At 70.9% G+C, this 16,955-nt stretch carries 16 protein-coding genes; 8 read left to right on the top strand and 8 right to left on the bottom strand.

Annotation, left to right across the window (positions count from 1 at the left end; translation table 11 throughout):
- Positions 1–123: 123 nt before the first annotated feature.
- Positions 124–333 carry a ubiquitin-like protein Pup gene (locus tag AWQ71_RS12565; RefSeq protein ID WP_067131813.1) on the top strand — a complete coding sequence of 70 codons (210 nt, stop codon included), beginning with the start codon at positions 124–126 and terminating at the stop codon, positions 331–333.
- 107 nt (positions 334–440) lie between these two features.
- On the opposite strand, the gene AWQ71_RS12570 is transcribed toward AWQ71_RS12565, so the two are convergent.
- From AWQ71_RS12570 to AWQ71_RS12600, 7 genes are all read right to left on the bottom strand, one after another.
- On the bottom strand, positions 441–3,212 hold the full coding sequence (locus AWQ71_RS12570) for a glycoside hydrolase family 38 N-terminal domain-containing protein (RefSeq protein ID WP_084258820.1): 2,772 nt from the start codon (positions 3,210–3,212) through the stop codon (positions 441–443).
- Positions 3,213–3,290: 78 nt separating this feature from the next.
- On the bottom strand, positions 3,291–4,451 hold the full coding sequence (locus AWQ71_RS12575) for a Gfo/Idh/MocA family protein (protein ID WP_067131816.1): 1,161 nt from the start codon (positions 4,449–4,451) through the stop codon (positions 3,291–3,293).
- A gap of 126 nt (positions 4,452–4,577) precedes the next feature.
- Entirely contained in the window at positions 4,578–5,807 is a 1,230-nt protein-coding gene (locus AWQ71_RS12580; protein ID WP_067131819.1) for a CehA/McbA family metallohydrolase, read from the bottom strand.
- A complete protein-coding gene (locus AWQ71_RS12585; protein ID WP_067131822.1) occupies positions 5,804–6,877 on the bottom strand; it encodes an ABC transporter ATP-binding protein in 1,074 nt (357 codons plus the stop codon). The genes AWQ71_RS12580 and AWQ71_RS12585 overlap by 4 nt, the downstream gene beginning before the upstream one ends.
- Positions 6,874–7,701: a carbohydrate ABC transporter permease gene (locus AWQ71_RS12590; RefSeq protein WP_067131825.1), complete on the bottom strand. Its 828-nt coding sequence runs from the start codon at positions 7,699–7,701 to the stop codon at positions 6,874–6,876. The genes AWQ71_RS12585 and AWQ71_RS12590 overlap by 4 nt, the downstream gene beginning before the upstream one ends.
- Positions 7,698–8,099: a carbohydrate ABC transporter permease gene (locus AWQ71_RS12595; RefSeq protein WP_245658246.1), complete on the bottom strand. Its 402-nt coding sequence runs from the start codon at positions 8,097–8,099 to the stop codon at positions 7,698–7,700. The genes AWQ71_RS12590 and AWQ71_RS12595 overlap by 4 nt, the downstream gene beginning before the upstream one ends.
- Complete coding sequence (locus tag AWQ71_RS12600; protein ID WP_067131829.1) at positions 8,096–9,478, bottom strand: extracellular solute-binding protein; 1,383 nt, start codon at positions 9,476–9,478, stop codon at positions 8,096–8,098. The genes AWQ71_RS12595 and AWQ71_RS12600 overlap by 4 nt, the downstream gene beginning before the upstream one ends.
- Positions 9,479–9,700: 222 nt before the next feature.
- On the opposite strand from AWQ71_RS12600, the gene prcB reads away from it, so the two are divergent.
- The 5 genes from prcB to AWQ71_RS12625 all read left to right on the top strand — a co-directional run bounded on the left by prcB (position 9,701) and on the right by AWQ71_RS12625 (position 14,637).
- Positions 9,701–10,516 (top strand): proteasome subunit beta, encoded by an 816-nt coding sequence (gene prcB / locus AWQ71_RS12605; RefSeq protein ID WP_067131832.1) that lies wholly within the window; start codon positions 9,701–9,703, stop codon positions 10,514–10,516.
- 28 nt (positions 10,517–10,544) lie between these two features.
- Positions 10,545–11,327, top strand: a complete 783-nt coding sequence (gene prcA, locus AWQ71_RS12610) for a proteasome subunit alpha (RefSeq protein WP_084258851.1) — start codon at positions 10,545–10,547, stop codon at positions 11,325–11,327.
- 135 nt (positions 11,328–11,462) lie between these two features.
- Positions 11,463–12,155, top strand: coding sequence for a hypothetical protein (locus AWQ71_RS12615; protein ID WP_157570316.1), 693 nt, complete (start codon positions 11,463–11,465; stop codon positions 12,153–12,155).
- Between the two features lie 102 nt (positions 12,156–12,257).
- Positions 12,258–13,616, top strand: coding sequence for a Pup--protein ligase (pafA, locus tag AWQ71_RS12620; RefSeq protein WP_067131841.1), 1,359 nt, complete (start codon positions 12,258–12,260; stop codon positions 13,614–13,616).
- Positions 13,617–13,689: 73 nt separating this feature from the next.
- Entirely contained in the window at positions 13,690–14,637 is a 948-nt protein-coding gene (locus AWQ71_RS12625; protein WP_067131844.1) for an FKBP-type peptidyl-prolyl cis-trans isomerase, read from the top strand.
- 91 nt (positions 14,638–14,728) lie between these two features.
- Here AWQ71_RS12625 and AWQ71_RS12630 read toward each other — a convergent pair whose 3' ends face one another.
- Positions 14,729–15,586, bottom strand: a complete 858-nt coding sequence (locus tag AWQ71_RS12630; RefSeq protein ID WP_067131847.1) for a chitosanase — start codon at positions 15,584–15,586, stop codon at positions 14,729–14,731.
- Between the two features lie 184 nt (positions 15,587–15,770).
- Between AWQ71_RS12630 and AWQ71_RS12635 the strand changes: the two genes are divergently transcribed.
- Both AWQ71_RS12635 and AWQ71_RS12640 read left to right on the top strand, forming a co-directional pair.
- Positions 15,771–16,430, top strand: a complete 660-nt coding sequence (locus AWQ71_RS12635) for a helix-turn-helix transcriptional regulator (protein ID WP_067131850.1) — start codon at positions 15,771–15,773, stop codon at positions 16,428–16,430.
- Positions 16,431–16,463: 33 nt separating this feature from the next.
- Entirely contained in the window at positions 16,464–16,919 is a 456-nt protein-coding gene (locus tag AWQ71_RS12640; protein WP_067131853.1) for a DUF3291 domain-containing protein, read from the top strand.
- Positions 16,920–16,955: the final 36 nt, after the last annotated feature.

Here is a 16,955-nt window from a genome sequence, read left to right on the forward strand (position 1 = left end):
GCGGAGGGTTGAGTGTCTGGACCGCTCCCCGAGCTGGGCGAAAGATCGCGGGCGATCCGCGCGAATTGTCGCCGGTTCGGGGAAGATACGAGAGAGAGGCATCCCCCGAGCGGAGGTATCCATATGGCGACGAGGGACACCGGCGGCCAGAAGCAGACGGGTCGTCAGGAGAGCGAGGTCGAGGAGACCGAGGCGCAGCCGACTTCCGATGTTCAGGAGCGCCACGAGAAGCTCAGCGACGATGTCGACTCCATCCTCGACGAGATCGACGAGGTCCTTGAGGAGAACGCGGAGGAGTTCGTGAGGTCGTACGTCCAGAAGGGCGGACAGTAAGGCCGGGAACGGCCGCGAAGGGGAGGCCCGGGTCCGGAGGAGATCGCGGACGTGATCCGCGGACTCCGGGCCCGGGCCGGCACCCGGTGTTCGCCTGACGTCGCCGGTCAGGCCGAGAGGTGAACGGTGGCGATCTCGAAGGGACGCAGCGGGAGCCGTACGACGCCCGCCGAGACCGCAAGGGGTGCGGTGGGGGAGCCGAGGGCGTCGGCCAGGCGCGCGGCCGTGAAATCGCCGCGGATCACGGCCTCTGTCGCTGTCGGATGCTCGGCGACCAGGCGGACCTCCAAGAGGCCGTCCCGCCCCCGCAGCGCCGCCATCACGACGCCCTCGCCCGACACCGCGATCTCGCGGTTCCTCCGTTCAGGAGCAGCCGTGGCGACCGGCTTCGGGGCGTTTCCCGCTCCGGGGACGGCGAGCAGATCGTGGCGGTACTCCTCGGCCAGGCGCGGCAGGTCCGCCTCGGCCCAGCCGCCCGCATAGGGGAGGACGGCGAACCGCACCGAGAACGGCCCCTGGCACTGGGCGGCGGGTGTCGCCAGTTCCGGTCCCGCGGGCTCGTCCCGATAGGGGTTCCGGTTCCGTGACAGATATCCGACCGACCGCATCAGGGTGAGGGCCAGCTCCGCACGCCCGGACGCACCATCCGTGCCGCCTTCTCGCCCGGCGGGAAGCACCTCATACTCCGTGACGTGGTCGAGCAGCACCGCGAGGCCGCCGGCCGCCACGAATCCCTCGGCGGGGAAGGTCGGGATCGGCCGCTCACCGGAGCCTCCGGCCTTGTCCGCACCTGCTGCCGCGTCGTCCACCGGGGTCAGGCCGCGCCGTACGACCGCGAACTGGCCCTCCGCGAACGACTCGGCGGCCGGGCGGGGGAGCGGCGCGTGCCACCGGAGGCGGTGATCACGACAGCGGACGTCGAGATCGATCGCGCATCGGGCGAACGGCTCGCCCGCCCGCAGCTCCACCCGGGTGGTGACGACGGTGTTCACGCTCTCGTCGCGGGACGCGCCCCATTCGGCGGACAGGGCGCCCACGGGCCACTCGTAGGACCGGGAGACCTCCAGCACGGACACGAGCGGCCCTCGGCAGATCTCCTCGACCTTCACGTACGCGGGGCGGTCGATGACGCGGTCTCCCGGCGGGGGCGCGTAGTTGTAGGTGTCGCCGACGTCGCCGCCGTGCGCGATCCGGCCGACGCCGTGCGCCTCGGTCCCGTCCCGGCCGTACAGCGAGAGCGTGCCGTCGTCGGCGACGGTCACCCGCAGCAGTCCGTTGTCCAGGGTGTTCTCGGGGGCGGCGAGGGCGGCCGCCGCCTCGGGTGTGCGGGTCAGCGGGACGGAACCCCAGGAAGCGGGTTCCGCGGTCAGGACGGAGCGGCCCAGCGGCGGCACGGTGACCTGCGCCGCGACGGTGACGACCGGTTCGGCCAGCGTCTGTACCGTCCACGGGCCGGGACCCGCCTCGACGATGGCCCGGCGCAGGTCCTCGTACGCGTAGTCTCCGGAGGCGTGCCGGCTCACGGTGATCGTGAAGACGCCGTACGCGGCCTCCCACGAGACGATCTCGTGCCCGAACAGCTCCCGCTCGTGCACCCGGCCGAGGAGTTGGGAGAGATCGTCCATGACGGTCTCGTCGAGCAGCGTGGGCGCGTGCTCCAGCCGCTGGATCGGCACGGCGTCCCCTGCCGAGTCCGTCAGCCGCGAGCGGTGCTCGGGCAGGTCGGCCAGCACCAGCGCGGTTCGTTCGAACGGCGACGGGTTGACCACGACCAGCGCGCCGCGCGGCGACTCGGCGGCCAGCGTGGCGCTCACCAGGTCCACCACGGCCTGGCCGATCTGCTCCGCCTCGGCGATCCGGGCGGCGACCTGCTGCGCGGTCGCGTCGGCACCGCACCCCGTCACCGAGTCGTGCCCCGAGCAGGCGATCAGCCGCCGCCAGGCGAGGTCGAGCAGCCGGGCGGACGCGGTGTGGTCGGCCGACCACAGGGTGGACAGCGGCTCGGCGTACCGGATGAGGACGCGTTCCGCGCGGGCCATCGCCTGCTTGATCGGGACGCGGGCCGAGACGACTCCGGGCAGGATGTTCGCCCGCGCGTGGGAGCGCAGCTCGCCGCGCACCTCCGGCAGGTCCGCGGGGGCGCCGGCCAGGTCGAGGAACTCCTCGAGGGTGGCGACGCGCGGACCGTGTCCGGTGATCTCGGCGGCCGGGGCGGAGTGGTCGGCGCCGTACATGGCGAGCAGCGGGCCGTCCGGACGCCACGGGCGCATGGACGCGGCGAACGCGGAGAGCCGGTCGGGCAGCCCCTCGCCGGGGCCGCTGAACAGGGCGACGGCGTTGCCGTACCCGCCGGGCAGGTAGCGGGTCTCAACGGTGGAGCCGTCGGCGCCGGTCCACGCGAAGGCGTCCCGGCGCACCGACGCGGGCACGCCGCGCCACAGGCACGCCCGGCGCAGTCCGGCGAGCGAGAGGATCTGCGGCATCTGCGCGCAGTGCCCGAACTGGTCGGGCAGGTACCCCACCCGCATGGCCCCGCCGAGGGCGGCCGCGCCGCGCATGCCGTACTCCAGGTTGCGGATCAGGGTCTCGCCGGAGCAGAGGAACTCGTCGGCGAGGATCATCCAGGGGCCGACGGCGAGGCGGCCCTCCTCGACGAACCTCCTGACGTCGTCGCGCCGCTCCGGGCGGATCTCCAGGTAGTCCTCGACGGCGGCGAGCTGCCCGTCCACGGTGAAGCGGTAGAGCGGGTCGGCCGCCATGATGTCGAGGACCTCGTCCAGCATGCGGACCAGTCCCATGCGGAACCGCTGGAAGGGCAGGTACCACTCGCGGTCCCAGTGCGTGTGCGGGACGACGACGATCTCGTGGGGGGCGTTCACGTGTGCTCCTGACGGGCTGGTCCGCGCGGCCGGGCGGCGGACGAGGCGCTGCGGGTAGTGACAGCCGGGCGACGCGGTTCAGGTCGTGGTCGGCGAGGTCGCCGGGGACGTGGTGGCCGGCGCGCCCACGTCCGGGGAGGCCTCCGGTGTGGCCGCCTCGCCTCCGATCGGCAGTCCGGCGGACTCGGCGAGGCGGCGGACGATCCGCTGCGCCGTGACGATATCGCTCAGGGCGCCGTCCCGTCCGGTGAGTGGCGGTTCGTCCTGGGTGGCGAACCGGTGGAAGGCGACGAGCTGCCGTTCGAACGCCTCCGCGATGTCCCGGAACACGATCCTCCGCTCGGTGGTCCCGAGCCGGGTCACCGAGGTGAGCGTCGTGGGCGTGTTCATCAGGTACGGCGACGCGAAGTCGAGTTCGAGCGAGCCGTGCTCGTGGTGGATGATCACGTGCTCCTGGTAGGAGGGGTATCCCGGCAGGTAGTGCCAGCGCAGGCTGTACCTGCCGACGGCCAGGTCCCCGTTCGCCTCCACCGAGGGCGGGAAGACGTCGTCCGGCCAGACGGCCACGTGGTCCACCCCGGTCGGCGGGCCGGTGAACATCCGCATCAGCGCCATGTCGTGGCAGAGGCTGCCCAGCACGACCTGGGAGTAGAGCCGTCTCAGCCGCTGCGGCGCCCGCGGGCCGAGCGCCGTCGTGACCGCCTTCTCGTCCACCTCGACGTACGGCGCGAGCGCGTCCGGCGAGGGGTGCGAGGTGCGCGCCTTGGCGAAGAGGAGCTGGGACTCGCTCGACGGATGCAGCACGGTCACGTCCAGATGCCGTACCGACTCCGGGCCGCCCGCCTCGTGGAGGACCTCGGCCATCCGCTGGCTGGCCGGGTCGTACTGCTTCATGTAGCCCACCATCAGCCGCGCGTCGGCCGGGATGGCGTCCAGCTCGGCCCTGCTGTACGCGAGCGGCTTCTCGCACAGCACCCAGTAGCCGCGGTCGAGGGCGGCCCGGACCAACGGGGCGTGCGTTCCGTTGGTGAGCACGATGAGCGCGTCGAAGCCGCCTCTGTCGAGCAGCACCATGGGATCGCCGTACGCGGTCACGCCCAGCTCTCCGCCGATCCTGGCGGCGTGGGCGTCGTCCAGGTCGCAGACGGCGCTGAGCTCGAAGAGGTCCCTGCGGCGGGCCAGCAGCGGCAGGTACATCACCTGCGCGGCGACCCCCAGCCCCATGACGGCGATCTTCATGGCTCCCCCAATCGCAGTGGGCGCGATCGCCCGGAAGAAATGGGCGAATGAGCTCTTTGTCGGATTTGTGACCAGGTACAGATTCCCTGGGAAGCGCCCCGGCATGCGGCGGACCGGGCCCGGGTGTCAGGTGCACAGGGCCATGACCTCGTTCGCCGGGGTCTCCAGCCGGTGCGTACCGGGGCCCGCCGGGAACGCGGCCCGCTCGCCCCGGACCACCGCGCGCGTTTCGGGACCCCACAGGACCAGGCCGTCCGCGTCGATCGCGAGGAACTCGTCGCCGTGGCGCAGCAGCAGCGGCCCGTCCGGCGCGGCGGAGACGGCGGTGCGGCCCTCCGCCACGGCGGCGACGACCCCCTCGGCTCCCGCCGCCGGGTCCGCGAGCACCCAGGTCGCCGGCGCTCCGGGCGGATGCCCCTCCTCCGGCCGGTGGAAGTCGCCGCCCCCGACCACCACGAGATCCTCCGCCCACGCCTGGCCCCAGGCGAGCGGCGCGCCCCAGGTGCGGTCCCACCAGCTCCAGTGCCACAGCTCGGCCACCCTCGGCCGCTCCGCGGCCCACGGATGCCGCCACGCGCAGTCGGCCGCCACCGGGTGGTTGACCGACAGGACGCCGCCCCGCTCGCGCACGGCCTTCGCCCACTCGTCCGGACCGGTACGGAAGTCCACCCAGCCGATGTCGCCGTACGCGTTGGCGTGCCCGAGATCGGTGGTCACCTCCTGTCCGGGGACGAGAAGGAGCCCGGCCAGCGCCGAGGCGGCGGCCAGCTCGGCGTGGTGGCTGACGGTGTTGTGGTCGGTGACGGCGAGGAAGTCCAGACCGCGGTCGGCGGCGAGGCAGGCCAGCTCGTGCACGCCGAGCGAGCCGTCGGAGTGGGTCGTGTGCGCGTGCAGGTCGCCGGCGAGCCAGCGCAGCCCCTCCAGTGCGGGCAGCCCGCGACGGGAGGCGGCCGGCTCCCGGTGCTGAACGCGCGGCACCCGGACGCCGGCGACCGGATGGTCGCGCGGCATCGCCGGAGGGCGCCGGTGCGGGATCACGCTGATCTCGTACGGCAGGCCCTCCGCCGGGATCCGGTAGAGCCCGAGGAGGACCGACCACACACCCGGCTCGATCTCGCCGGGCAGGTATCCGGGCGTGGCCCACACCGGTCCGATGGTGAACTCCGAACGCGCGCCGCCCGACCAGCCTCGGAAGCCGCCCGGACCGGAGCAGCCGAGGTCCAGCGTCCCCGCGGACCGGTCGTAGGAGAGCCGCATGGTCACGGCGGCGGTGCCCGGGGGCAGCTCGACCGGCACCTCCCGCACCGGGCCGCGGACCCGGTCGTCGAGCGTCCACACACCTCTGATCGCCGTCATCGGTTCGCACCGTTCGCGGGACAGGGGGATACCAGCCGGTCATCGCGGTAGACGAGCGCGCGGCCGGGCCGGGGGACCGCCCACGCGGCCGTGCCCGGGGACGGCTCCGCGCCCTCGGGGACGACGGTCTGGATCAGGTGTTCTCCGGATTCGAGAGTGACGAGATGCGCCGTGCCGAGGTTCTCCACGACCGCTACCTTCCCCGCGAACGCGTCTGCTCGCGGCGTGAGCGATAAATCCATGTATTCCGGGCGTACGCCGTACACGATCGGGCCGTCCGGGACACCGCCCGGCAGGGGGAGGACCGCCCCGGCCACGCGCAGGGCGCCGTCCCCCGCCGTACCGGGCAGCAGGTTCATCGGGGTCGAGCCGATGAACGCGGCCGTGAACGTGTTCGCCGGCCGCTGGAAGACCTCGGTCGGCGTGCCGACCTGGGTGAAACGGCCCGCCGACATGACGGCGATCCGGTCGGTGAGCGCCAGCGCCTCGCCCTGGTCGTGCGTGACGAAGACGGTGGTCACCGCGAGCTCGCGCTGGAGCCGCTTGAGGAAGGTGCGCGCCTCCAGACGGAGCCGCGCGTCGAGGTTGGACAGCGGCTCGTCGAAGAGGAACGCCCTCGGGTGGCAGGCGACGGCCCGGGCCAGGGCCACCCGCTGCTGCTGCCCGCCGGACAACTGGGCGGGGCGGCGGGCGAGCAGCTCCGAGAGGCTGAGCCGGGAGGCGGTCTCGGCCGCCCTGGCCTCGCGCCGGGCCCGGGGGACCTTCCTGATCCGGAGGGGATAGGCGACGTTGGCCGTGACATCCATGTGGGGGAACAGCGCGTAGTCCTGGAACACCATGGCGACGTCCCGCTTGCCCGGCGGGACGGACGTCACCTCGGTCCCGCCGATCCAGATATTTCCGGACGTCGGGGTTTCCAGGCCGGCGATCGTCCGCAGCAGCGTCGTCTTCCCGCACCCGGACGGGCCGAGCAGCGCGAAGAACTCGCCGTCGGCGATCTCCAGATCCAGCCCGTCGAGCGCCCGCACCCCGCCGGGGAACTCCTTGGTCAGCCCGCGCAACGCGATCAACTCTTGATCCCTCCGTGGAAGCGGAAGCCGTACCGGCGACTGACGAACACGTACATGACCACCACCGGCAGCGAGTAGAGCAGGGAGAACGCGGAAATCAGGTCGAGCCGCGGCGCGCCGCCCTCGGTGTACAGCGTGTAGAGGATGACCGCCCCCGGCGCCTTCTCCGGATCCCGGAGCAGGATGAACGGCTGCAGGAAGCTGCCCCACACGTTGGCCACCGCCCACACCGCGATCGTCGCCAGACCCGGCCGGACCAGCGGGATCACGACGTGCCGCAGGATCTGCCCCGACGACGCGCCGAACACCCGCGCCGACTCCTCGTACGAGGTCGGCGTGCCGTCCATGAAGTCCTTCATGATGAAGATCGCCGCGGGCAGCAGGCCGCCGGACAACGTCAGCACCACGCCCAGATGCGTGTCGATCAGGCCCAGCCTGGTCGCCAGCTCGAACAGCGGCACCATCGCCGCCGTGCCCGACACCACCGACGACAGCAGCAACAGCACGTACAGCAGGGCGTCCCGGCCCGGGACCCGCGCCCGCGACAGCGCGTACGCCGCCAGCGCCGCGAGCGTCACCACCAGCACCGCGCTTCCCCCGGCCTGGATCAGCGAGTTCCGCAGCGAGGTCAGCGCGTACGGATTGTCGAGCAACGCCTGGAAGTTTCGCAGCGTGAACTCCGGAACCGACACCGCGATCCCCGGCCGCGCGTCGAACGGGGCCGTCGCCAGCCACAGCAGCGGCAACGCGAAGAACCCCAGCACCGCGGCCAGGAACGTCGCCCGCCCGATCACCGCCACTACATGCCGAAAGTGCTCCCTCATGGGGCGGCCTCCGCGTGGCGGGAACGGAGCAGCCGCAGGTAGGCGAGGGCGAACACCACCCGCTTCACCGGCCCCCGGCGGTCCCGCAGCACCCAGGCGATCGCGAACCCCAGCCCCGCCTGCCCGATCACCGCCGATCCCAGCACGAACTGCACCGTCAGCCACAGCGACCCGCGGAACCGCTCGTCACCCAGCGCCGAGGTGTAGTTGTCCAGCCCGACCACCTGCGGCTCGGCCGCCTCCAATCCCGTGAGCCGGTAGTCCGTCAGCCCCAGATAGATGGTCCACAACGCGGGGAAGACCAGGAACACCCCGATCAACACCAGTGCCGGCAGCACGAACGTGCTTACTTGCCTCGCTTCGCCCGGCGGGCTCGGGGCGCCCTTGAGGCGGCTCATCGGGAGACGTTGGCGGCGCCGACGATGGATTCGAGTTTGCGCTGGTAGGCGGCGGCCGCCTCATCGACCGACCGGCCGGACACCACCTCGGCGGTGGCCTCCTGCAGGGCGACCGAGACCTGCGGATAGACGGCCAGCGGCGGCCGGTACGCGGTGATCGGCAGCACCTCGTCCGAGACGAACTTGAGCATCGGGTCGACGCTCAGCACCTTGTCGTTCACGTCCGTGCGCGAGGTGATCCGGACCGCGCCCGCGAGCTGCGCCGTCGTCGCCTCCGCCGAGTGCATGAACGACAGCAGCTCCCACGCCAGCTTCGGGTTCTTCGAGAACGGGTTCACCACGCGTACGGCGCCGCCCGACATGCTGACCGCGTCCTGCCCGCGGATGCCCGCGCCGGGGCGCTCCGCCGGGATCAGCGCGTACCCGACGTCGGAGTCGCGGGTGGCCATCGGCGCGACCCCGGTCTTGGGGTCGATCACCGAACGCCAGAAGTAGTCGCCCTCCGCGAGGATGCCGACCTTGCCCTCGGCGAAACGGGCGAACGACTTGTCCCGGCCCTGCGCCTCCTGCTGCAGCCGCGGATCGCCGAGCCCGGTCGTGTAGATCTGCCGGTAGAAGCCCAGCACGTCCTTCACCGCCTGGGTGGCGCCCGTCCACCTGCCGTCGGCGTAGATCTCGGCCCCGGCGCCCGCGAGCAGCGGCAGCATCCCCTGCATGGTCGTGGCCTCGCCCATCGCCGTGCCCGCGTCGATCTGGATCGGCACGGGCACCCCGGCCCGCTTGAGCGCCGCGCCCGCGTCGAGGATCTCCTGCCAGCTCTTCGGCCGCCAGTCGGAGGGCAGGCCGGCCGCGGCGAACAGCTTCTTGTTGTAGAAGAGGACCCGCCCGTCCGTGCCCTGCGGCAGCGCGTACCGCTTCCCGTCGAAGACGCCGAGTCCCTGTACGGCCGGCGGGATGCGCGCCCAGCCCTCCCACGCGTCCACCTCGGGCCCGGCCACGTCGGCGAGCGGTTTCACGTAGCCGGCCTGGGCGAACTCGCCGACCCAGATGCCGTCCAGATCGATCACGTCCGCGCCCGAGTGCGACTTGAGGTCCAGCGCGATCTTCGTCTTGTACTGCTCGTCGGCGACGCCGCTCGGCTGGAAGCGCACCCGGACGGCACGGCCTGCGGCCTTCTGCGCGGCCTCGAACCGGGGGATCACCCACTTCTCGGTCCACTCGGCGGACTCGGAGTTCTTGCCGCCGGAGATGGCGTTCGCCGTGATGACGAGCGTGACCTCACCGCCTGACCCGCCTGACCCGCCACCGGATCCACCGCCGGTCCCGCACCCCGCCAGAGCCAGTACGGCTCCCGCCACCACCGCGAACGCAGGTCTCATGGACGGCCTCCTCGTAGAGGTTAGGACGTACAGACAAATCGACAGTCGCACGTGATGACGTGACGGTAAAGAACGAGTCGGCCTGTCCGGTAAGGGCTTCCGCGTTGGGGTGGTTCGCCCTTAGCTGATCGGGAAGAGTGCAACCAGCGCCGCGACATGAGTAGGGTCGGTTCGTAACAACGCACGCTTGGAGGGAGTCGCGTGGCATCTCAGCAGGCCTGGATGAACAACCTCTTCACGAACACGGGATCGCCGTCGTTCACCGAGTTTCTCGGCGCGTACGCACCGGACCTGCTGCCGACCCGCGCGCAGGCGCTGGCCGTCCCGGTCGAGGACCAGATCCCGCACGCCACCACCATCATCGCCGCCACCTGCGCCGGAGGCGTGGTGATGGCCGGCGACCGGCGCGCCACCTCCGGGAACATCATTTCCCAGCGGGACATGGAGAAGGTCTTCCGCACCGACGACTACTCGTGCGTCGGCATCGCCGGGACCGCGAGCACCGGCATCGAGCTGGCCCGGCTCTACCGGGTCGAGCTTGAACACTACGAGAAGATGGAGGGCCGCTCGCTCTCCACCGAGGGCAAGGCCAACCGCCTGGCCACCATGATCCGCGGCAATCTCGCCATGGCGATGCAGGGCCTCGTGGTCGTCCCGCTCTTCGCCGCGTACGATCCCGACCGCGACGCCGGGCGCATCTTCGGATACGACGTGGGCGGCGGGCCGTACGAGCAGCGGCAGTACCACTCGATCGGCTCCGGGTCGATCTTCGCGCGCGGTTCGCTGAAGAAGCTGTACCGGGAGAACTCCTCCGCCGAGGACGTCGTGCTCACCTGCCTGCAGGCGCTCTACGACGCCGCCGACGACGACTCTGCCACCGGCGGGCCGGACGTGACGCGGAAGATCTGGCCCGTGGTCGCGGTGATCACCGCGGACGGTTACCGCCGCCTGTCCGACGATGAGGTCGCGGAGTACGTCCAGCGATTGATCGACGGCAGGATGACCGACCCCGACGGCCCGACCGCCCCGCTGCGATAAGTCGAAGAGAGGATCACCACCGGTGTCCATGCCCTTTGGATATGCCTCACCCGAGCAGATCATGCGGGACCGCGCGGAATACGCGCGGAAGGGCATCGCGCGAGGCCGCAGCGTGGTCGTCATGCAGTATGCCGACGGCATCCTGTTCGTGGCGCCCAACCCGTCCAAGGCGTTGCACAAGATCAGCGAGATCTACGACCGCATCGGGTTCGCGGCCGTCGGGCGGTACAACGAGTTCGAGTCGCTCCGCCTGGCCGGCATCCGCTACGCCGACATCAACGGCTACACCTACAACCGCAGCGACGTGACCGGCCGCGGGCTGGCCAACCTGTACGCCCAGCAACTCGGCATGATCTTCACCGAGTCGATCAAGTCGCTGGAGGTGGAGATCGTGGTCGCCGAGGTCGGCGAGGAGCCGGAACGCGACCAGATCTACCGGCTCACCTTCGACGGCTCGGTCTTCGACGAGCAGGGCATGGCCGTCATCGGCGGTCAGGCCGAGGCGGTCAGCGGCCGGCTGAAGGAGCGCTACCGGGAGGGCCTGCCGCTCGCCCAGGCGCTCGAGGCCGCGCTGTTCGCGCTCACCGAGCCGGGAGGCGAGCGCCCGGCCCCGGCCCAGCTCGAGGTGGCGGTGCTCGACCGCAACCGCGAGCACCGCAAGTTCCTCCGGCTGGCCGGTCCCCGCCTGCAGCGGCTGCTCGAGGAGACCGAGCTCCCCACACCGCCCGCCGAGCCGTCCCCGGCTCCCGCCCCCGAGACCCAGCCGCCGATCGGCCCCGAGGGCGAGATCGACACCGGCTCCGGCGAGTAGCCCCGACGTTCTCCGCCCCCGCCGCGCCCCTCAGGGGGCGCGGCCTTCCGCGTCCGCCGCGCCGGCGGCGCGTCAGTGGCGAAGATCACGGAGCGCGGACAAACCCAACCCAGGGTTCGCTAGTCTCATGCGGTTATGACCATATTCACGGACTTTACGACGTTCGGTGCGTTCCGGCGGGTGGGTGTCCCCGTCGCCATCGCCGTCTCCGCCCTTTCGCTGGCCGCCTGCTCGGGGTCCGGCACCGACGCCGCACCCGCCGCCACGGTGACGGTGACGGCGCCCCCCTCCCCGTCCGAGGAGCCGTCCTCCGAGCCGGCCCCGGACGCGTCGCCGTCGGCGTCCGAGTCCGCCGCGAGCGGCGTTTTCGACGACCCGGCCGACGACGACTGGCCGCCGATCACGGGCAAGAACCCGCCGGTCTTCGGCGAGCAGTTCCAGGCCGACCCCGGCCACGACTTCACCAAGGGCGTCAGCCCCAGCCGGGACGGCGTCATCCGCGCCGAGCTGCGGACCATGCAGGACGCGAACGTGGCCGAGTACGTCCCGATCAAGTTCGTCAAGGACCCGAGCACCAACCAGGGCCGGTTCGAGGGGCCGGCGGAGGGCGACGCGATGGCCTTCGCCGCGCCGGTCGCCAAGAACGTGGTCTTCCTGAGCGCCGTCGGTTGCGACGGCAAGGACCAGACGATCAACGGCCAGTACGTCGGCACCCAGAGCTGCTCCCGTGACACGCTCATCTCACGCGCGGTCAAGGGCGGTCTGTACGCTCTGGTGACAGTGAAGAACCACCAGATCGCGAAGGTCGTGGAGATTTACGCGTCGTGACCGGGTACGGCTACCGCCACGCGCACGCCGCGGTAGCCGTACGTCGACACACCTGTGACCGATCCCTATCCGCTTGTCGCCTTCGGGGAATAGGGTGATGTGATGGATCGTCGCATCTTCGGGCTCGAGAACGAGTACGGCGTCACCTGCACGTTCCGTGGACAGCGGAGGCTGTCGCCGGACGAGGTCGCGCGGTACCTGTTCCGTCGAGTGGTGTCCTGGGGCCGATCGAGCAACGTCTTCCTCCGCAACGGCGCACGTCTGTATCTCGACGTGGGCAGCCATCCTGAGTACGCCACCCCTGAATGCGACAACGTCGTGGAGCTGGTCACCCACGACAAGGCGGGGGAGCGCATCCTCGAAGGACTCCTCCTGGACGCCGAGAAGCGGCTCCGGGAGGAGGGCATCGCGGGGGACATCTACCTCTTCAAGAACAACACCGACTCCGCGGGAAACTCCTACGGCTGCCACGAGAACTACCTCGTCGGGCGGCACGGCGAGTTCGGCCGGCTGGCCGACGTGCTGATCCCGTACCTCGTCACCCGGCAGATCATCTGCGGGGCGGGCAAGGTGCTGCAGACGCCGCGCGGCGCGGTCTACTGCGTGTCGCAGCGGGCCGAGCACATCTGGGAGGGCGTGTCGTCCGCGACCACCCGATCCCGGCCGATCATCAACACGAGGGACGAGCCGCACGCCGACGCCGAGCGGTTCCGCCGCCTGCACGTCATCGTCGGCGACTCGAACATGAGCGAGACCACGATGCTGCTCAAGGTCGGCGCCACCGACCTGGTGCTGCGCATGATCGAGGCCGGCGTCGTGATGCGGGACCTGTCGCTGGAGAACCCGATCCGGGCGATCCGCGAGGTGTCCCACGACATGACCGGGCGCCGCCGGGTCCGGCTCGCGAACGGCCGCGAGGCCTCCTCGCTGGAGATCCAGGAGGAGTACCTCGTCAAGGCGAAGGACTTCGTCGACCGCAGGGGCGGCGACGAGACGAGCAAGCGAGTCCTGGAACTGTGGGAGCGCACGCTCCGCGCGGTCGACACCGGCGATCTCGACCTCGTCGCGCGCGAGATCGACTGGGTCACCAAGTACCAGCTCATTGAACGTTACAGACGGAAGTACGACCTGCCGCTGTCGTCGCCGAGGGTCGCCCAGCTCGATCTGGCGTACCACGACGTGCATCGGAAGCGGGGGCTCTACTACCTCCTGCAGCGTCGCGGCTCGGTCGAGCGGGTCGCCTCGGACGTCCGGATCTTCGAGGCGAAGTCGGTTCCGCCGCAGACCACGCGGGCGAAGCTGCGCGGCGAGTTCATCCGCAAGGCCCAGGAGAAGCGCCGTGACTTCACGGTCGACTGGGTGCATCTGAAGCTCAACGACCAGGCTCAGCGGACGGTGCTCTGTAAGGATCCCTTCCGTAGCGTTGACGAAAGGGTCGATAAGCTGATCGCGGGCATGTGATCTCTTTACCTCGGGCGGACAGCGGGTTCGGGTAGGGTTACGCGAACCTAGCTGTCTGTCTGAGGAAATCCACATGCGCCGCCGTACGGCAGTACTCGCCGCTCTGCCCTTGATATTCGCCGCAGCCTGCGGAACCGCCCAGAAGAGCGACTCCAGCGGGAGCTCGGCGGCGGCTTCGGAGATCAAGGTGACGGGCCAGGCCGACCAGAAACCGACGTTGACCTTCCCGACCGGGAAGCCGCCGTTGACCTCTTCCTCCAAGACGATCACTGAGGGGAAGGGCGATCCGGCCAAGGAAGGTGACGTGCTCACCGCCAAGGTCACCGTCTACAGCTGGGACGGCAAGGAGAACAAGTCTCCCGGCTCTGACTACGACCAGGGCAAGTCCGAGTTCGTCACCGTGAGCCCGCAGCTGCCCAAGGCGTTGTACCAGGCGCTTCAGGGGGCCAAGCCGGGCGCGCGGGTGCTCGCGGTGATCGCGAAGGACAATCTGACCGAGGACCAGGTCGCCAACGCGAAGCAGCAGGGCACCGACTTCACCACCAGCTCGCAGGTCCTCGTGGTGGACGTCCTGGCGAGGGCGCCGAAGGCGGCCCAGGGCCCCGCGACCGACCCGGGCGTCGAGGGCGTCAAGATCGTCAACCCGGGCGACGACAAGGCGCCCACGCTGACCACCAAGACGAAGGCCAAGCCGCCGAAGGACCTGGTCGTCAAGACGGTGATCGAGGGCAAGGGTCCCAAGGTCACCGCCGACCAGACGGTCCTCGCGCATTACACCGGCAAGATCTGGGGCACCGACAAGCAGTTCGACTCGAGCTGGGAGCGCGGTGAGCCGTCGACGTTCGCCCTCAACCAGGTCGTGAAGGGCTGGTCCCAGGGCCTCACCGGCGTCCCGGTCGGCAGCCGCGTGCTGATCACCATCCCGCCGGAGCTCGGCTACGGCAAGGAGGGCAACCCCCAGGGCGGCATCAAGGGTACCGACACCCTGGTGTTCGTCGTGGACGTCCTCGGGGCCGCCTGAGCCCGCGACCGCGTCGTGAAGCGGCGGCGCGCCGGAGACGGGACCCGTCTCCGGCGCGCCGCTCTCGCATGCCCGGAGCCCCCGGGCCCGATCACCTCTTGATCGAATAGCTGTCGCCGTACACCTTCCACCTGAGCGGCGGGTCGAGGTCGAGGTTGCCCGCCCTGAGGAAGACCCGCTGCGCGGTGTCCACCCGGCTCGTGTCGCCGTGCGCCTCCTCGGTCTTCATCGCGGCCGTGCGCGCGTCGAGGAAGGCGTTGAGGTAGGCGACCTCGTCGCCTCCCTGCGCCGGCGTCCTGGCCTTCTTCATGGCGTTCCGCCGGATCGCGCCGAAGCTTGCCGCGTCGTCCCCTCCGCCGTGCATCACGATGGCGTCGTAGTAGGCGAACTGGCCGAGCGCGCGGAGCCCGTCCCGCTTCGCCTGCCGTACGGCGGGGGTGAAGTAGACCCGGTCGCGCTCGTCGTTCTGCGCGCGCTGGAACTTCCTGTCCTTGGCGGCCCGGCGCCAGGCGCGTTCGAAGGCGGGGCCGAGCCCCTTGTGGGAGTCGGTGCCGTTGACCTTGCGCAGGGCCGGGAGGTACCGGGCGAGCACGTTCCCCGGCTTGCGCCGGGTGTAGCGCTTGACCAGGTCGAGCATGTCGCCGGTGCCCGAGCAGAACCCGATGATCCCCGCCGTGTAACCGCGGCCGTCGTCGATGTCCTCGATGTACTTGTACTGCGCCTTCCAGTTGAGGGAGGAGTTCTCCGCGCTGGAGACCAACCGCATGGCGATCTCCTTCTTGTGCGGGTCGCTGAGGTCGGTGTGACGGCCGTCGGCGGCTCCGGCGGAGACCCGGGCGGCCGCGAGCTGGGCCCGTACCGGATGCCGCGCGGGGAGCTGGGCCGTGGCGACGGCGACGGCGGTCGCCGCGAGCAGGAGGGCGGTTCGCCTGATGGCGGGGTGGGGCATGGAGGTCGTCTCCGTTTCCCGCCGCTCGCTGCCGGCGTATCGGGGGAGCGAGGGCGGTCGAGTGAGGGGGAAGATCCGCGGACATCCTGGCAGAAAGACGCTAGTTAAGAAGGTTTCCTACCGAGAGCGGGGTTGATCTCCGCCGTCAACGTCGCGCCCCGGGCGGCCCGCCTAGACTCCGGCTGTGGAAAGCGACGAACTCGACGCCGTTGGCCTGCTGAGCGACCCTCTCCGGCGGAAGCTGTACCGCTTCGTGGCCGAGCGCGGGCGCGAGGTCGGCCGGAACGAGGCGGCCGAGGCCCTCGGGGTCCAGCGCACTCTCGCGGCCTTCCATCTCGACAAGCTGGCCGACGCCGGCCTGCTCGAAACGGACTTCCGGCGCCTCGGCGAGCGGACGGGGCCGGGAAGCGGCCGCCCGGCCAAGGTGTACCGGCGGGCCGGGGCGGAGCGGCTGGTGAGCCTGCCTCCGCGTGACTACCGCGCCCTCGCGCTGATGATGGCCGAGGTCGTCGATCTCCTCGGGGCCGAGGAGGAGGCCGAGCGGGTCGCCCGGCGGGCGGGTGAGCGGCTGGCGCGCGCCGCGTCCCCGGCGGACAAGGGGGGCGACGTGGCCGCACTGCTCGCGGAGCGCGGCTACGAGCCGTACGAGGAAGGCGGCCGGATCCGGCTGCGCAACTGCCCGTTCCGGATGTCGGCCGAACGGCATCCGCTGCTGGTGTGCTCGATGAACTTGGCGCTGTGCCAGGGCGTGCTCGCGGGGCTCGGCGTGTCCGAAGGGGCGGCGGAGCTGGACCCGCGCCCGGGGGAGTGCTGTGTCTCGATTTCTAAAAACAATGAGAGTTGACATAGAAGCGACGGGCGCGGAAGGCTGGGCGACATGCATCTCGCCCAGCTGAACGTCGCGCATCTGATCGCGTCCCTCGACAGCCCCCAGCTCGCCGACTTCGTCGCCAACCTCGAACCCGTCAACGCCGTCTCCGACGTCGCGCCCGGCTTCGTCTGGCGGCTCAAGGGCGGTGACCAGCCGACCGACACCGTCAAGCACGACTACGGGGACGATCTACTGATCAACTTCTCGGTCTGGGAGTCGCGCGAGACGTTGTGGAACTTCGTCTACCGCAGCCCGCACCTTCCGGTGCTGAAGCGCCGCCGCGAGTGGTTCCACCGGGTGGCCGTGCCGTACACGGTGATGTGGTGGATCCCCGAGGGCCACATCCCGTCACTGGAGGAGGGGATGGCGCGGCTGGACCTGCTGCGCGCCGAGGGGCCGGGCCCGGAGGCGTTCACCTTCAAGGAGTTCTACGAGCCCGACGGCGCCTTCGCGAGCTACTGACCGACCGCGCCCCGGCGCGGCCTCGGATTCAGAGCG

It is taken from the genome of Microtetraspora malaysiensis, assembly GCF_001528665.1.
GTDB lineage: Bacteria > Actinomycetota > Actinomycetes > Streptosporangiales > Streptosporangiaceae > Microtetraspora_A > Microtetraspora_A malaysiensis.

Coding starts and splice junctions, on each gene's coding strand:
- AWQ71_RS12565 (WP_067131813.1), top strand. CDS start 124: ATGGCGACGAGGGACACCGGCGGCCAGAAGCAGACGGGTCGTCAGGAG.
- AWQ71_RS12575 (WP_067131816.1), bottom strand. CDS start 4,451: ATGAAGATCGCCGTCATGGGGCTGGGGGTCGCCGCGCAGGTGATGTAC.
- AWQ71_RS12580 (WP_067131819.1), bottom strand. CDS start 5,807: ATGACGGCGATCAGAGGTGTGTGGACGCTCGACGACCGGGTCCGCGGC.
- AWQ71_RS12590 (WP_067131825.1), bottom strand. CDS start 7,701: ATGAGGGAGCACTTTCGGCATGTAGTGGCGGTGATCGGGCGGGCGACG.
- AWQ71_RS12595 (WP_245658246.1), bottom strand. CDS start 8,099: ATGAGCCGCCTCAAGGGCGCCCCGAGCCCGCCGGGCGAAGCGAGGCAA.
- AWQ71_RS12600 (WP_067131829.1), bottom strand. CDS start 9,478: ATGAGACCTGCGTTCGCGGTGGTGGCGGGAGCCGTACTGGCTCTGGCG.
- prcB (WP_067131832.1), top strand. CDS start 9,701: ATGAACAACCTCTTCACGAACACGGGATCGCCGTCGTTCACCGAGTTT.
- prcA (WP_084258851.1), top strand. CDS start 10,545: ATGCCCTTTGGATATGCCTCACCCGAGCAGATCATGCGGGACCGCGCG.
- AWQ71_RS12615 (WP_157570316.1), top strand. CDS start 11,463: ATGACCATATTCACGGACTTTACGACGTTCGGTGCGTTCCGGCGGGTG.
- pafA (WP_067131841.1), top strand. CDS start 12,258: ATGGATCGTCGCATCTTCGGGCTCGAGAACGAGTACGGCGTCACCTGC.
- AWQ71_RS12625 (WP_067131844.1), top strand. CDS start 13,690: ATGCGCCGCCGTACGGCAGTACTCGCCGCTCTGCCCTTGATATTCGCC.
- AWQ71_RS12630 (WP_067131847.1), bottom strand. CDS start 15,586: ATGCCCCACCCCGCCATCAGGCGAACCGCCCTCCTGCTCGCGGCGACC.
- AWQ71_RS12640 (WP_067131853.1), top strand. CDS start 16,464: ATGCATCTCGCCCAGCTGAACGTCGCGCATCTGATCGCGTCCCTCGAC.